Below are 16488 nucleotides of genomic sequence, written 5' to 3'. Positions count from 1 at the left end.
GCCAAAAACCCACAACACCCACACACAAACCCCCAAACAAGGGATCCACATGCAGACGCTGCACAAACAAGCACAACGACATAAATTGCATGACACACTGTTGAGTTCTCAAACATCACACGCACCAGGATTTCCCCTTGCGGAGTCTTTCCTGCGCTGGTGATCCACGCGGTCCCGATCTCGGCGAAGCCCGGACCAACCGAGGCTGGGCCGTTGTCACCGAGAAGGTGAGCGTGAGGTGGTCGTCCCGGGGCCGGAAGCCCGACTCTTCTGAGTCTTGCTCCCCGCCGCTCCCTGGCGACTTGGAGAACATTACACACCCCTCGTGCGGCTCACAAATCGGGGTGGTGTGTCCCGCGCCACAAGGGCGTATGAGGCGCGGACTCAGCGCATCCGCACGCCTGCGAAGCGCTTCTTGCCCCGCCGCAGCACGAGCCAGGAGCCCCCGATGAGGTCCCCTTCGGAGGGCACGTGGTCGGCGTCCTCGACGCGCACGTTGTTGACGTAGACGCCACCCTCGGCGACGGTGCGCCGTGCCTCGCCTTTGCTCGCGGCCAGGCCGGTCAGGGTCAGCAGGTCGACGACGCCGGGGATGCCGGCGGAGGTGTCGACATCGACCGCGCCGGCCTCCGACAGCGCTGCGGCGATGGTGCTCGGCGACAGCGCGGTGATGTCGCCTCCCCCGAAGAGGGCCTCGGCCGCTGCCTTCGCCTGCGCGGTCTCGTCGGCGCCGTGGACGATCGTGGTGACCTCGTCGGCCAGGACCTTCTGTGCCTCGCGCAGGAAGGGCTTCTCAGCGTGCCGGGCCTCGAGCGCCTCGATCTCCTCGCGTGACAGGAAGGTGAACGTGCGGAGCAGCTCGCCGACCTTCTCGTCCTCGGCGTTGAGCCAGAACTGGTGGAAGGCGTAGGGCGAGAGCATCTCCGGGTCGAGCCACAGCGCCCCGCCCTCGGTCTTGCCGTACTTGGTGCCGTCGGCCTTCGTGATGAGGGGCGTGGCGAACGCATGGGCCTTGCCACCGTCTGCCCTACGGATCAGCTCGACGCCGCCGGTCAGGTTGCCCCACTGGTCCGAGCCCCCGAACTGCAACGTCACTCCGTGCTGACGGTGGAGCTGGAGGAAGTCCATCGACTGCAGCAGCACGTAGCTGAACTCGGTGTAGCTGATGCCGGCCTCGAGCCGGGTCCGCACCACGTCGCGGGCGAGCATCCGGTTGACCGGGAAGTGCTTGCCGATGTCGCGGAGGAAGTCGATCGTCGAGAGGCTCGACGTCCAGTCGTAGTTGTTGACCATCGTCGCGGCGTTGTCGCCATCGAACGAGAGGAAGGGCTCGACCTGCGCCCGGACGCGCTCGGTCCAGTCCTTCACGGTCTCCAGCGAGTTGAGGGTCCGCTCGCCCGAGTCGCGCGGGTCGCCGATCATCCCCGTCGCTCCGCCGACCAGGGCGAAGGGCGTGTGACCCGCGTCCTGCAGGCGTCGCGCCGTCAGCAGCTGCACCAGGTTGCCCATGTGCAGGCTGGGCGCGGTCGGGTCGAACCCGACGTAGAACCGCACGCTGCCCTCGCCCAGCGCGGCGCGCAGGGCGTCGCGATCCGTGGTGTGGGCGAGCAGGCCGCGCCACTCCAGGTCGTCGAGGAGGGTGGGATCGACGGACACGGTGGTCCTCTCTCGTCTGCTTTCGTGCGGGCGGGGTGACGGTCCAAGAGTGCCGCATGGACGCCGGGACCGCCCAACAGGATAGGTAGGCTGAGCAGGCGATGAGCAGCATCCGGGTAGCCGACCGATACGTCCTCGACCGCGAGATCGGTCGCGGTGGCTCGGGTGCCGTCTGGCTCGCTCGCGACGAGCTCCTGGGCCGTCGCGTGGCCCTCAAGCGGATCGGGCTCCCGCCGGGCGCATCCGCCTCCGAGCTGGCCCGCGCCGAACGGGAGGCGCGGCTCGCTGCCCGGGTCAACCACCCCAACGTGATCGCGGTCTTCGACTTCGTCCACGAGGGCGATGCCCACTGGCTCGTGACGGAGTACGTCGACGGCACCACCTTGGCGCAGATGGTCCGCGCCCGCGGGGGGCTCTCCCCCGACGAGGCCGCGCCTGTCCTGCTGCAGGCGGCGGAGGCGCTGGCCGCCGCGCACCGAGGCGGGATCGTGCACCGCGACGTGAAGCCCTCCAACATCCTCATCGCCGCCGACGGCACCGTGAAGCTGTCCGACTTCGGCATCGCCCGCGGGATCGCGGACGCCTCCCTCACGCAGACGGGGCTGGTCACCGGATCGCCCGCCTATCTGGCGCCGGAGGTGGCGACGGGCGCCTCGGCCACGCCGGCGAGCGACGTGTGGGCGTTCGGCACGACGATCTACCACGCGCTGGACGGCCGGCCGCCGTACGAGGCCGGGGAGGGCGGCGGCCCGGTGCTCGCGATCCTCTACCGGATCGCACACGAGCCTCCGCCCCGGCTCGACGACGCCGGGTGGCTCGGCCCGCTCCTCGAGGCGACCATGACCCCCGACCCGAGCCGACGCCCCGCGATGGACGACGTCGTCGACTACCTGCGCCGGCGCCGCCCGTCGCCCATCGGTCCGGCGCCCGTCCCCGCTGCGGCGGCGCCCCCTGCCCTGCCGCCCGTCCCGACGACGCCGCCGCCCCTGCTGGACCTGCCCGACGACCGCACCCAGCCGATGCGTCCCGCCGCCGCGCCGGCCGCGCCCCGCTCGGGAGCGCTGCGCGCCGGGATCGTCGGGGCCGTCGTGCTCCTGGTGCTGGCGGTCGTCGGCGTGCTGCTCCTCGCCCGCAACGGCGACGACCAGCCGCCCGCCTCGAAGGGAAGGGGGTCCGGCGCGTCATCGGACGGATCGGGCTCCACCGGCGGGACCGCCGCCCTCCCGAGCGAGTCGGAGCTGGAGGACTTCGCGTCGACGTACGTCTCGACGGCGGCGGACGACCCCTCGGCCGGCTTCGCGATGCTGACCCCCTCCTACCAGGACCGGAGCCCGGACTACACGTCGTTCTGGGGGTCCGTGCGCAACCCCGAGATCATCGACATCTCGGCCGACCCCGAGGACCTCACGGTCACCTACACCTACCGCTACGAGCTGCAGCACGAAGGCAGGCGCGAGGAGACGGTCACCCTGCACCTGGTGCAGGACGGTGCCGGTCTCCTCATCGACGACGCGGTCAGCAGCGGCTGAGCCGGCGTACCGTGGACGGCATGACGCGTCGCGCGGCGGCGGTCGCCGCCGTACTCCTCTCCGTCGTCCTCCCGGGATGCGCGTCGCACGACGAGCCCGACCGTGCCCGCGTCCCGAAGGACTCGCCGGCCGCGCCCCCGACGGCGCTGCCGCAGTCGGACGCGCCGTACCCGCTCGACGCGGCGGCGCTGAGCCCGGACATCACGAACCCGTGGTTCCCGCTGAAGCCGGCCACGCGGTGGACCTACCGCGAGACCGACGAGGAGGGCGCCGTCCAGCAGGGCGTCATGACCGTCACCGACCGGACGCGCAGGATCGCCGACGGGGCCGAGGCGCGCGTCGTCCGCGACACCGTCAGCGAGGACGGCCAGGTGGTCGAGGACACCTTCGACTGGTACGCCCAGGACGCCGACGGGACGGTCTGGTACCTCGGCGAGGACACCGCGGAGTTCGAGGACGGCAGGCTCACCAACCGCGACGGCTCGTTCGAGGCCGGTGTGAAGGGCGGCCTCGAGGGGATCATCATGCCGGCGGAGCCGACGGTCGGACAGGCCTACCGCGAGGAGTACCTGTCCGGCGTAGCGGAGGACCACGGGAAGGTCCTCGCGCTCGACGGGCGGGCGGAGGTGCCCGCCGGCAGCTACGACCACCTCGTGAAGATCGCCGACACGACACCGCTCGAGCCGGACGTGCTCGAGCAGAAGTACTACGCACGCGACGTCGGGGTCGTGCTCACCGTCGACACCAGGAGCAGGGCACGTGAGGTGCTCGTGTCGATGACCACCGTCACGCCTGCGGAGGCGCGGCGCGCCGCGACCGTGCCGCTCGGCCGGCGCTACTGAACCGGGGCGGCGAGCGGCTCGCGCGCCGCGGCCGCCACGGCGGCCGCCTCCACCCGGTCCCGGGGACCGGCGACGAAGACGTACTCGAGGTTGCGACGCCGGCCCACCTCGCCGACCCGTTGCCCGGCCGGGTTGTGGATGCCGATCAGCGCACCGACGTACCTCTTGCGGTCGAACGCCAGCAACCGGATCTCCTCGTGGCCGGCGGCGCGGAGCATGTCGGTCATCTGGTCCGCCGTGATCCACGACTCGTCGTTGTAGGAGACCACCACCACCTCTGCGCGCACCCGTCCCAGCAGGCCGCCGAGGGCCGCGGGCATCGTGCGGCGGCTGTTGAAGACGCTGCGTGTGCTGTCGTCGCGGCTGTCGACGCGCTTGCAGGCGACCCCGTAGTGCTCGGGGGCGTCCCAGCGGATGAGCGTCTCCCAGATGTGGTAGTTCGTGAAGTAGCGGTGCTGGTTGTAGGGCGGGTCGATGTAGGCGAGGTCGACCGCAGGCACCTCGTCGACGACCCGGTCGGCGTCGCCGTGCACGGTGGCACCGGTGCCCGGCAGCAGCGCCGGGCGCTCCAGCCGCAGCTCGCGGTGGGAGCGCGCCGCCCAGTCCTTCAGGTAGGCCATCTGGACGCCGGTCGTGGAGTCCACCCGGTCGGCCGCCAGCATCAGCGCCGTCAGCAGCACCGGTCGCAGCGGGTCGCCCGAGGGATGGTCCCGATCGATCGCGTCGCGGATCGCGTCGACCCGGGCGCCGTTGCGCGGCTGGAAGAACCGGGCGCTCTCGCAGAAGGTCTCGGTGAAGTAGCCGGGCTCCCCCGGCAGTGCGTCGAGGCGGGCGAGCGCGGTGTCGAGCGCGACCACGTCGACGTCCGCAGCGTCCGTGGCGATGTAGCAGTCGCTGAGCACCGCGGAGTACGTCGCGAGGTCGCTCGCCGTGACGTGGATCCCCCGGCTCTTCAGCTCGCGCGCCACGCGGGTGGTCCCGGTGAAGAGGTCGAGCGCCGTCCGCGCACCTGCAGCGACGGCGAGGTCCCCGAGCACCGGCACCAGGGTGCGCTTGGAGCCGAGGTACTTGATCACAGCCGCAGCGTACGGCGGCAGCGACCCGCCCCTCGTCAGGCGCGGGCGTGCCAGGCGGCGAGCAGCTCCCGCTCGCGCTCGCGGCCGATGCCGCTCACCGGTGCGTCGGGGTGCTCGCGCAGCCAGGCGAGCGTGTCGCGACTGGTCTCGCCCACGGGGCGCAGGGCGAGCCCGGCAGCGAGGGAGGGCTGGACGAGGTGCTGCATCATGCCGTCGTACTCCGGGCGGGGCAGCCAAAGCGGGATCGAGCCCGGCCCCATCCACGGGTCGACCCCCTGCGCGGTGAGGAACTCCTGCTCCACCCAGGTGAAGGACGCCTCCGGGGCGCACTCACGCAGGAGGTCCCCGATCGGCGTCGGCAGCCCGACGGCGTCGAAGTCGCCCTTCGTGTGCTGCTCGGCGAGGGTCACGATCCAGGCGGCCAGGTCGCGGACGTCGATGACCTGCACCGGGTCCGACGGCACCCCGGGAGCCAGCACCTCGCCGGCGTCGGCCAGTCGCGACGGCCAGTAGGTGAACCGTCCGCTGGGGTCACCCGGCCCGACGATCAGGCCCGGCCGCACCACCGCGGCCGAGACCGCGCCGTCGCGGACCGCCTGCTCGCAGGCCACCTTCATCGGCCCGTAGGCCTCGGGATCGGTGGCGAGGTCGACGTCGTCGGTGATCGGGTCGTGCAGCGGCAGGGTGCCGGGCCCACCGGGGACCGACTCGTCGGCGTAGACGTTGACGGTCGACACGAACACCCAGTGCGCGTCGGGGAAGGACGCCACGGCACGGCGTACGTGCGACGGCCGGCGCGAGACGTCGACGACGGCGTCGTGGTCGCCACCCACCAGCTCGGCGGGCGGCTCCTCCGATCGATCCCAGCGCACCAGCGCCGCCCCCTCGGGCACCGCACCTGACTCCCCACGACAGGCGCAGACGACGTCGTGCCCGCGGCGGACCGCCTCGGTCGCGACCGCACGGGACAGGAACACGGTGCCACCGAGCACGAGAAGACGCATGTGCCCAAAGTAGGGGGTTATCCCTGATTCGCGCCCGGGCGAACCTTCGTAGGTTTCTCGACATCCCCCCATCTCGAGGAGCAGTGATGACCGAGAGCATGCGCACCACGCTGGCGTCGTACCCCGCCCCACGCCGCCATCTCCAGGTGGTGCACCAGGTCGAGAGCCGCCGCTACGCGCAGCCCCACTGGGCCGACCGTCTGTCGGGCCGTGAGGTGGAGGTGCTGCACTGCATCGCCGCCGGACTGTCCACGACCGAGATCGCCCAGACCCTCTTCATCTCCACGGCCACCGTCAAGAGCCACATCGCCCGCCTGATCTCCAAGGTCGAGGTGCGCGACCGTCTCCAGCTGGTCATCGCCGCCTACCGGAGCGGGTTCGTCACCGTCGAGTGACCCGCCGCCGCGCGGGTATCGACACCGGATGGGTGCGATCCGCGTCGGCATCTCCGGCTGGAGCTACCCCCGCTGGCGCGGGGACTTCTATCCTCGCGGCCTCCCCCAGCGCCAGGAGCTCGCCTACGCCGCCGAGCGGATGTCGAGCATCGAGATCAACGGCTCCTTCTACTCGCTGCAGCGCCCGTCGTCGTACGCCGCCTGGCGCGACGCCACTCCCGGCGACTTCGTCTTCGCGGTGAAGGGCGGGCGCTACATCACGCACATGAAGCGCCTGCGCGACGTCCGCACGCCGCTCGCGAACTTCTTCGCCTCCGGGGTGCTGGCGCTCGGCCCCAAGCTGGGTCCGGTCCTCTGGCAGCTCCCCGAGCGGTTGGAGTACGACGGCGCGCTGGTGCGCGACTTCTACGCCCTGCTGCCCCGCACGACCGGGGCGGCCGCGGCGCTGGCGCAGGAGCACGACGAGAAGCTCGCCGGCGACCGGGTGCTCATCGAGGCCGACGACGACCGGCCCTTGCGCCACGTGCTCGAGTTCCGGCACCGCAGCTTCTGCAGCGACGAGTCGTTCGCCCTGATGCGCGAGCACGGGATCGGCGCGGTCGTCGCCGACTCGCCGGGGCGTTGGCCCGAGGCCGACGTGGTGACCTCCGACGTGGTCCACGTGCGCCTGCACGGGCACACCGAGCTCTACGCGAGCGGCTACAGCGCTGCCTCCCTGGACGAGTGGGCCCGCCGGTGCCGGGAGTGGTCGCGCGAGGCGGACGTCTTCGTGTACTTCGACAACGACGCGCGCGGGAGGGCTCCGCACGACGCGATCTCGCTCCTCGAGCGCCTCGGCCGGCGGCCCCCAGCGGGGTCGGCGCGGCAGGACGCGTGACTCCTGCCACCATCCGGCAGGTGGTGAGGCGGGCGCCACAGCGCTGGTGCGCCTGTTCGGCCACCATGGACCGCATGACCGACGCACCTGCCGCCGGCGCCCATCCCGTCGCCGAGCTCATCGCCGGGGTGCGCCGCTACATCTCACCCGAGCCCGGAGCGGCCGCACCCGCCGAGGACGCGCAGTGGGGTGAGCTCGCAACGGCCGTGGACGAGCTGGTCGAGGTCGTGCTGGTCCAGCAGGACCTCATCGAGAACCTGCTGCTGCGCATGAGCGTTGGAAGACCGCGACGTCGACGCCCAGGTGCGGCGCGGTGCCTGAGACCACCACCTGGCAGCGTCCGGGCGAGCTGTCCCGCCTGCTCGAGGCCCTCCGCGCCACCGAGCCGCGCCCGAGCGGCCGGTGGAGCGACCTCGTCGAGGCCGCTCGCCGGTGGCGGGCCGGCGCCACGGCATCAGGGGACGCACCGCGCTGAGGTGGTCGCGCTGTCGCCGTCAGGTCGGGTTCGGTTAGATGGGCACAGCACGTGCAGACCACCGAGGAGGCACCGGATGCAGCTCGCCCTGTCGGACGAGGACCAGGCGTTCCGCGAGGAGATGCGCACGTTCTTCACCACCGAGGTCTCCGAGGAGATCCGCACCGCGGTGGCGGAGGGACGTGAGCTGACCCGCGACCAGATCGTCGAGAGCCAGCGGACGCTCAACAAGGCCGGCCTGGCCGTGCCGCACTGGCCCGAGGAGTGGGGCGGCCGCGGTTGGAGCGAGCTGCGTCGCCACATCTGGCACGAGGAGATGCAGGCGGCGTGCGTGCCTGTCCCGTTGGCCTTCAACGCCAGCATGATCGGGCCGGTCATCGCGCAGTTCGGCAGCGAGGAGCAGAAGAAGGAGTTCCTCCCGAAGACCGCCAACCTCGACATCTGGTGGAGCCAGGGCTTCTCCGAGCCCGATGCCGGCTCCGACCTCGCGAGCCTGCGCACCACCGCGGTCCTCGACGGCGACCACTGGGTGGTCAACGGCCAGAAGACCTGGACCACGCTCGGCCAGTACGGCGACTGGATCTTCACGCTCGTGCGCACCGACCCCGACGTGAAGAAGCAGGCCGGGATCTCGATGCTGCTCATCGACATGGAGTCCGACGGCGTCGAGGTCCGTCCGATCGAGCTGATCGACGGCGGCCACGAGGTCAACGAGGTCTGGTTCGACAACGTCCGCGTGCCCGCCGCCAACATCGTCGGAGAGGTCAACAGCGGCTGGACCCAGGCCAAGTTCCTGCTCGGCAACGAGCGGGTCGGCGTCGCGCCCGTCGGAGCCACCAAGCGCGTGCTCGCCCGGGCCAAGGACCTCGCGAAGGACACCCTCGCCGACGAGCCCCTGCTGCGCGCCCGGATGGTCGAGCTCGAGAACCAGCTGCTCGCCCTCGAGCTCACCGCCCTGCGCGTCGCCGCCCACTCCGCCGACGGGGAGCCGCACCCCGCCAGCTCGGTGCTCAAGCTCAGGGGCACCGAGCTGCAGCAGGCCGTCAGCGAGCTGGTCGTCGACCTCGGCGGTCCCGCCACGCTCGCCTCCGGCGAGGGCGACGCCACCCTCGACTGGTACCGGCGCTCGACGCCGATCTACCTCAACCTCCGCAAGGCCTCGATCTACGGCGGCTCCAACGAGGTGCAGCGTCAGATCATCAGCCGCACGATCCTGGGTCTCTGAGGAGCCGACGATGGACTTCACGTACGACGACGAGCAGACCGCCCTCCGCGACGCCGTGCGCGGACTGGTCGGCAAGGCCTACGCCGACTACGAGCACCGCCGGCAGACGACCAAGGGCGACCCCGGGTTCGACGAGGCGCTCTGGGGCCGGATGGCCGAGATGGGCCTGCTGGCGCTCCCCTTCAGCGAGGACGACGGCGGTGCCGGCGCCGGGCCGGTCGAGATCGGGATCGTGTGCCGCGAGCTCGGCCGGGTGATCGCACCCGAGCCCTACCTGGGGTCGGTCGTGCTCGCCGGCGGCCTGGTCGCCCGGCGCGGTAGCACCGAGCAGCGGCAGGAGCTGCTCGGCGGCCTGTCGTCCGGCGAGCTGGTGCTCGCGTTCGCCCACGACGAGCCCGGGCGGCGCTGGAGCGCCGAGGCCCACGACGTCAGCGCCGACGCCGACGGCAACCTCACCGGCGTCAAGGACGGAGTCCTCCAAGGAGCGCGGGCCGACCGGCTGATCGTCAGCGCTGCGCTTCCCGAGGGCGGCACGGGCCTGTTCGTGGTCGACCCGTCGGATGCCTCCGGCATCGAGGTCGAGGGCTATCCGCTCCCCGACGGCGGGCGCGCCGCGCGCGTCACCTTCGAGGGCACGGCCTCGACCCCGCTCGGCGCCGACGGCGACGCCACCGTCGACATCGCGGCGGTCCAGGACGTCACCCGGATCATGGCGGCCAACCAGGCCCTCGGCGCCATGCAGACGCAGCTGGCCGCGACCACCGACTACCTCAAGAGCCGCAAGCAGTTCGGCGTCACCCTCAACAGCTTCCAGGCGCTGACCTTCCGAGCGGCCGACATGTACGTGAGCCTCGAGCTCACCCACAGCATGGTCGACTGGGCGACCATGACCGTGGCGGTGGGCGACACGGCGACCGTGGCCGAGGCCGCCGCACGTGCGTCGTTGCAGGTGAGCCGGGCCGGGCGTCACGTCGGGCAGGAGGCGATCCAGCTGCACGGTGGCATCGCGATGACCGCCGAGTACAACGTCGGCATGATCACCGCTCACCTCACGGTGCTCGACCACCTGCTCGGCGACGGCAGCCACCACCTCAGGACGCTCGACGCGACCCTGATGGACCACGAGGACATCGACCCCCTCGACGTCGCCTGACGAGCGACGACGGCTGCCGGTGCGTCCGCCGCCCCTGGAGGCCGTGGAGCGGTGGCGATCGACCGAGGCCGGTCGACCCGATGTTCCGTCGGCGGCAGGACATCCGACCTGGCCCTTCGTGACTAGCGAACTGTGGACGATCTCCCGTTCGATCCGGGCGGGAACCTCGTTACGGTCGGTCTCAGGGAGAGGAGCACTGGCGGGCACGGGGGTCTCCCCCCTGCACGGGCCAGTGCGCGGCCCTGCAGCTGTCGTCCACGTGGGGGTTCTGATTCGTGCGTTCTCTGCCAGCACACAGGTCTCGCCGCCGGATGGCGGGCGCCTTGATGCTCGCCGTCGTCCTGACGTCGATCAGGTGGGGGGCCTTCGACGCTGCGGCCGCACCTGACGACAGCTCGGTCAGCACGATCGGCGAGCTGCAGGCTGCGGGAGACACGTGCACCGGCACGCGCACGGCCCCCACCGCGATCACCGTCGCGGAGGACATCACTGCTCCGGCCGACCAGGTGGAAGTCGCCTGTCATGCGGTTCTCGACCTGGCCGGGCACGACCTGACCGTCCGCAACGTGGTCATCGACAGGACTCGTGCACTGACGGTCGTCGACACCGGCACCGGCGGCGCCCTGATCGCTGACGCCGGGGAGACGTCCGACCTCGCCGGCATCCAGAACACAGCCGCCACCTTCACGGTCAACAGCGGGATCGTCACCGCCACCGGCGGCCTGCACGGAGCCGGCATCGGCGGCGGCAGCACCGCGGACGGCGGGACCACCGTCATCAACGGCGGCACCGTCACCGCCGCCACCGTCAACAGCGCTGACTCCAGTGGCAGCTCCGCGGTCGGCCCGGGGGACGGCGGCTCGTCGTTCGGTTCCCTGCTCGTCGGCGGAGGGGTGCTGCGGCTGCCCTCGGGCTTCGTGAGGGTGCCGGACTCACGTGCCGGTCCCGAGATCTCGATCGTCCGGACCGGAGAGATCGACGGCTCCACCGGACCTGGGGCCACGTACGCCGCCATCACCGGCGCGGGCCAGATCGACAACCGCGGGCGGATGCTGCTGCCGACCGCGAACGCCACCGGCGGAGGCGTCGCCGTGACCGGCCGGCACTATGCGCTCACGTTCGACACCCAGGGCGGGTCCACGCCTCCGGCCCCGGTCACCGTGTTCGCCGACACCGTGACCCATGGCGCTCGCAGCTTTCCGCCGAACCCGACCGAGCCGGGCGCGACCTTCGCCGGCTGGAACTCGGCGGCCGACGGCACCGGCACCCGGGTGACCGCCACGAGTGTGCTGCCCGGCTCCAGTGGTGACGGCACGCCGGTCGGGATCACCGCCTACGCGCAGTGGAAGCGGGTCCCCGCCGTCAAGGCGATCGCACCGTCGTCGGGCCCGACCGCCGGCGGTACGACCGTGGTGATCACGGGCACCGGGTTCACCGGCGCCACCAAGGTCACCTTCGGCTCGGCCGGTCCCGCCACCAGCTTCACCGTGGACTCCCCCACGCAGGTCACCGCGGTCTCACCCCCGGCGGCCACGACGGGGCGCCGCCTCGTCACCGTCACCACGCCGAGCGGGACCAGCCCCTACCTGGACGCCGCCCGGTTCACCTACACCACTTCCCGGCCCGCGGTCACGAGCATCACTCCTGCCGCGGGTCCGACCACCGGCGGCACGACCGTGGTGATCACCGGCACCGGGTTCACCGGCGCCACCAAGGTCACCTTCGGCTCGGCCGGTCCCGCCACGAGCTTCACCGTGGACTCCCCGACGCGGGTCACTGCGGTCTCACCCCCCGCGCCCACCACCGGGCGCCGCCTCGTCACCGTGACCACGGTCGGCGGCACCAGCCCCTACCTGGACGCCGCGCGGTTCAGCTACACCGCAGCCCGGCCCGCAGTCACCGGCATCACACCTGCCGCTGGTCCGACCGCCGGCGGCACGACCGTGGTGATCACCGGCACCGGGTTCACCGGCGCCACCAAGGTCACCTTCGGCGACGTGGGGCCCGCCACCAGCTTCACCGTGGACTCCGCCACGCAGGTCACCGCGGTCTCGCCCCCGGCGGCCACCACAGGGCGCCGCCTGGTCACCGTCACCACGGTCGGCGGAACCAGCCCCTACCTCGATGCCGCACGATTCAGCTACGCCGCGACCCCGACGGTCACCGGGATCGCACCTGCCGCGGGCCCCACCGCCGGCGGCACGACCGTGGTGATCACCGGCACCGGGTTCACCGGCGCCACCAAGGTCACCTTCGGCGACGCGGGTCCCGCCGCCAGCTTCACCGTGGACTCCGCCACCCGGATCACGGCCGTCGCACCGGCCGCCGCCGACGCCGGCGCACGTCACGTCACCGTCACCACCGCAGGCGGCACCAGCGACCAGGTGGACGCCGACCGGTTCACCTACACCGCGCCCAGGCCCGCGCTCACCGGGATCGCGCCCGCCTCGGGCCCGACGACCGGCGGCACGACCGTCGTGATCACCGGCACCGACCTCACCGGCGCCACCGACGTCACCTTCGGCGCAGCGGGGCCCGCCACCAGCTTCACCGTCGACTCCGCCACCCGGATCACGGCCGTCGCACCGGCCGCGGCCGACGCCGGCGTACGCCACGTCACCGTCACCACCGCGAGCGGCACCAGCGACCAGGTGGACGCCGACCGGTTCACCTACACCGCGCCCCCGGCCGTCACCGGCATCGCGCCCGCCTCGGGACCGACGACCGGCGGCACGACCGTGGTGATCACCGGCACCGACCTCACCGACGCCACCGACGTCACCTTCGGCGCAGCGGGGCCCGCCACCAGCTTCACCGTCGACTCCCCCACGCAGATCACCGCCACCGCACCGGCCGCCGCCGACGCCGGCGCCCGCCACGTCACCGTCACCACCGCGAGCGGCACCAGCGACCAGGTCGACGCCGACCGGTTCACCTACACCGCCGTGAAGCCCGCGGTCACGGCGATCGCGCCCGCAGCGGGCCCGCTCGTCGGCGGCACGACCGTGGTGATCACCGGCACCGACCTCACCGACGCCACCGACGTCACCTTCGGCTCCGCCGGTCCCGCCAGCGCCTTCACCGTCGACTCCCCCGCCCAGATCACCGCGACCTCTCCGGCCGTGGCCGAGGCCGGCGCCCGCCACGTCACCGTCACCACCCCAGGCGGCACCAGCGACCAGGTCGACGCCGACCGGTTCACCTACACCGCCGTGAAGCCCGCGGTCACGGCGATCGCGCCCGCAGCGGGCCCGCTCGTCGGCGGCACGACCGTGGTCATCACCGGCACCGGGTTCACCGGCGCCACCAACGTCGTCTTCGGCTCCGCCGGTCCCGCCAGCGCCTTCACCGTCGACTCGGCCACCCAGATCACCGCGACCTCACCGGCCGCGAGCGCCACCGGGCCCCGCCTCGTCACCGTCACCACGGCCGGCGGCGTCAGCGGCTACCTCGACGCCGCGCGGTTCACCTACACCGCGGTCCCCACGGTCACCAGGGTCGCACCGACGGCCGCCCCGACCGCGGGCGGCACGACGGTGGTGATCACCGGCACCGGGTTCACCGGCGCCACGGACGTCACCTTCGGGAGCGCGGGTCCCGCTACCAGCTTCACCGTCGACTCCGCCTTCCGCATCACCGCGACCTCTCCGGCCGTGGCCGAGGCCGGCGCCCGCCACGTCACCGTCACCACCGCAGGCGGCACCAGCGCCGAGGTCGACGCCGACCTGTTCACCTACGCTGCGCCACCTGCGGTCACGGGCATCGCGCCGTCGTCGGGGCCGATCGCCGGAGGCACGACCGTGGTCATCACCGGCACCGATCTCGCCGGCGCCACGAAGGTCACCTTCGGCTCCGCCGGGCCCGCCACCAGCTTCACCGTGGACTCCGCCACCCAGATAACCGCGGTCTCACCCCCCGTGACCACCACCGGGCCCCGCACGGTCACCGTCTTCACCGCCGGGGGTGTCAGTGCCTTCCTCGAGGCCGCCCGGTTCACCTACACCGCCCCCAGGCCCGCGGTCACCGCCATCGCACCCGCAGCCGGCCCGGCCGCCGGCGGCACCACGGTCGTGATCACCGGCACCGACCTCACCGGCGCCACCGCGGTCACCTTCGGCGCAGCAGGGCCCGCCACCAGCTTCACCGTGGACTCCGCCACCCAGATCACCGCGGTCGCACCCCCCTCGACCACCACCGGGCCCCGCGCCATCACCGTCACAACCGTCGGCGGGCTCAGCGCCTACCTCGACGACGCTCGGTTCGTCTACACCGCGCAACCTGCGGTCACCGGCATCGCCCCCGCTGCGGGACCCACCGCCGGTGGCACGACCGTGGTGATCACCGGCACCGATCTCACCGGCGCCACCAAGGTCACCTTCGGCGACGCCGGTCCCGCCACCAGCCTCACCGTGGACTCCGCCACCCGGATCACGGCCGTCGCGCCGGCCGCGGCCGACGCCGGCGTACGCCACGTCTCCGTCACCACCGCAGGAGGTGCCAGCGCGGAAGTCGACGCCGACCGGTTCGCCTACACCGCGGCCCCGACGGTCACCGCGATCGCCCCGTCCGCGGGTCCGACCACCGGGGGTACGACGGTGGTGATCACCGGCACCGACCTCACCGGCGCCACCGCAGTCACCTTCGGCGCTGCCGGACCCGCGACCAGCTTCACCGTCGACTCCCCCACCCAGGTCACCGCCACCGCACCGGCCGCCGCCGACACCGGGGTCCGCCACATCACCGTCACCACCGCAGGCGGTCCCAGCGCGGAGGGGGACACCGACCTGTTCACCTACACCGCCGCGATCACGCGGATCGCCCCGTCCGCGGGTCCGATCGGCGGCGGAACGAACGTCGTGATCACCGGCACCGGGTTCACCGGCGCCACCGACGTCACCTTCGGCGACGCGGGTCCCGCCACCAGCTTCACCGTGGACTCGCCCAACCGGATCACCGCCACCTCCCCGGCCGCGACGGACACCGGACCCCGCACCGTCCGGGTGACGACGGCGGACGGCTCGCCCGCGGCCGCGGCGGCGGGGGTCGACCGGTTCACCTACACCGATCCGCCGGACGCCTGTGGCGACCTTCTCGTCAAGGACGACGGCAGCACCTGGACCTGCTCGTTCGTCGACAACTTCGACGGACAGTCCCTCGACCCCACCAAGTGGATCCTCCAGCAGACGGCGCTCTCCGGGGTCAGGACGGACGAGACCTGCTACGTGGACTCGCCCGACAACATCGCCGTCCGCGACGGCGAGCTCCTCCTCACCACGCGCCGCGAGTCGCAGGACATCGCGTGCGACAGCCCGACGGGAGCCTTCTCGACGCCGTACAGCGGCGGCATGGTCGGCACACGCGGCAAGTTCTCCCAGACCTACGGCCGGTTCGAGATCCGCGCGAAGTATCCCGACGTCACCGTCGCCGGCCTCCACGGCGGGTTCTGGGCGATGCCCGCCAACAACACCTACGGCCTCTGGCCGGCATCGGGCGAGCTGGACATCGCGGAGTGGTGGTCGAACGCGTCCACCTACGCGCTCCCGACCCTCCACTACGTCGGGGACAGCGCCGACGACACCGGCTGGGGCTGCCAGGTCAGCACGCCGAGCAGCTTCCACACCTACACCATGGAGTGGTACCCCCACGTGGTCCGGTTCTTCATCGACGGCGCGATGTGCTTCGAGCGTTCGTGGAACCCCCTGGGGCTCCTCTCCCCGCAACCGTTCGACCAACCGTTCAGCATGATCCTCAACATGGGAGTGGGCACGCTGTCCGGGATCAACCAGGTGTCGTCAGACACGCCGCTGCCCGCGACGTACACCATCGACTACGCCAAGGTCTGGCGCTGACGCACGAGCACCGAGATGACGATGCCCGTCGAGGTAGGGCGGGTGGGGCTCGAACCCACGACCCAAGGATTATGAGAGATCCGGCCCGGTCGAAGAGGGGTCCGAGAGGGTCCGGATGGGTCGGCATCCGTTCTCGGCAGAATGCCCCTCCGCTGAGCGGGATTCGACCCCTCCCTGCGCCGACCAGGGCCTACGCGCTCGAGGGGCTCCTAATCCGAGCCGAGGAGCGCCCACGGAGCGCCGTGATGCCTCGGGGGTCATCCCTTGTCCGAAGCGCCCGCTATTGGCTCCCTTCTGTGTCAAGACACCTTCGGGAGCGCGGGTTTAGGGTGCTGGGTGGCGGGTCCGTGGAGTGGCTTGTCCGAAGAGCCGGCGTTGGGATGTAGGCCGGTCGCGCTGGAGTCAGA

The 16488-nt window shown here is 72.1% G+C and carries 11 protein-coding genes; 8 read left to right on the top strand and 3 right to left on the bottom strand.

The features are described from left to right. Window positions 1-384 precede the first annotated feature (384 nt). On the bottom strand, window positions 385-1656 hold the full coding sequence (gene tyrS / locus ACAX67_RS21665; RefSeq protein ID WP_370705989.1) for a tyrosine--tRNA ligase: 1272 nt from the start codon (window positions 1654-1656) through the stop codon (window positions 385-387). Between the two features lie 101 nt (window positions 1657-1757). Between tyrS and ACAX67_RS21660 the strand changes: the two genes are divergently transcribed. Both ACAX67_RS21660 and ACAX67_RS21655 read left to right on the top strand, forming a co-directional pair. Next, a complete protein-coding gene (locus ACAX67_RS21660; protein WP_370705988.1) occupies window positions 1758-3185 on the top strand; it encodes a serine/threonine-protein kinase in 1428 nt (475 codons plus the stop codon). A gap of 20 nt (window positions 3186-3205) precedes the next feature. Next, a complete protein-coding gene (locus tag ACAX67_RS21655; RefSeq protein ID WP_370705987.1) occupies window positions 3206-4027 on the top strand; it encodes a hypothetical protein in 822 nt (273 codons plus the stop codon). Here the strand turns inward: ACAX67_RS21655 and ACAX67_RS21650 are convergent. Further along, entirely contained in the window at window positions 4021-5103 is a 1083-nt protein-coding gene (locus ACAX67_RS21650; RefSeq protein WP_370705986.1) for a DNA adenine methylase, read from the bottom strand. The two genes, ACAX67_RS21655 and ACAX67_RS21650, sit on opposite strands and share 7 nt — an antisense overlap. Window positions 5104-5138: 35 nt before the next feature. Further along, on the bottom strand, window positions 5139-6107 hold the full coding sequence (locus ACAX67_RS21645) for an NAD-dependent epimerase/dehydratase family protein (protein ID WP_370705985.1): 969 nt from the start codon (window positions 6105-6107) through the stop codon (window positions 5139-5141). Between the two features lie 86 nt (window positions 6108-6193). On the opposite strand from ACAX67_RS21645, the gene ACAX67_RS21640 reads away from it, so the two are divergent. The 6 genes from ACAX67_RS21640 to ACAX67_RS21615 all read left to right on the top strand — a co-directional run bounded on the left by ACAX67_RS21640 (window position 6194) and on the right by ACAX67_RS21615 (window position 16081). After that, a complete protein-coding gene (locus ACAX67_RS21640; protein ID WP_370705984.1) occupies window positions 6194-6502 on the top strand; it encodes a response regulator transcription factor in 309 nt (102 codons plus the stop codon). A 28-nt stretch (window positions 6503-6530) separates the two neighbouring features. Beyond that, entirely contained in the window at window positions 6531-7379 is an 849-nt protein-coding gene (locus tag ACAX67_RS21635; RefSeq protein ID WP_370705983.1) for a DUF72 domain-containing protein, read from the top strand. A 313-nt stretch (window positions 7380-7692) separates the two neighbouring features. Further along, the gene (locus ACAX67_RS21630) at window positions 7693-7854 is read left to right on the top strand and encodes a hypothetical protein (protein ID WP_370705982.1); all 162 of its coding nucleotides are present in this window, start codon (window positions 7693-7695) and stop codon (window positions 7852-7854) included. A gap of 76 nt (window positions 7855-7930) precedes the next feature. After that, a complete protein-coding gene (locus tag ACAX67_RS21625) occupies window positions 7931-9079 on the top strand; it encodes an acyl-CoA dehydrogenase family protein (protein WP_370705981.1) in 1149 nt (382 codons plus the stop codon). Window positions 9080-9089: 10 nt separating this feature from the next. Further along, window positions 9090-10232, top strand: a complete 1143-nt coding sequence (locus tag ACAX67_RS21620) for an acyl-CoA dehydrogenase family protein (RefSeq protein WP_370705980.1) — start codon at window positions 9090-9092, stop codon at window positions 10230-10232. A gap of 311 nt (window positions 10233-10543) precedes the next feature. Next, a complete protein-coding gene (locus ACAX67_RS21615) occupies window positions 10544-16081 on the top strand; it encodes an IPT/TIG domain-containing protein (protein WP_370705979.1) in 5538 nt (1845 codons plus the stop codon). The last annotated feature ends 407 nt before the right edge of the window (window positions 16082-16488 follow it).

The sequence above is a fragment of the Nocardioides candidus genome (assembly GCF_041321175.1).
Taxonomy (GTDB): Bacteria; Actinomycetota; Actinomycetes; order Propionibacteriales; family Nocardioidaceae; genus Nocardioides.
Note: the sequence above shows the minus strand (reverse complement) of the source record. Positions and strands in the feature narration are given on the sequence as shown.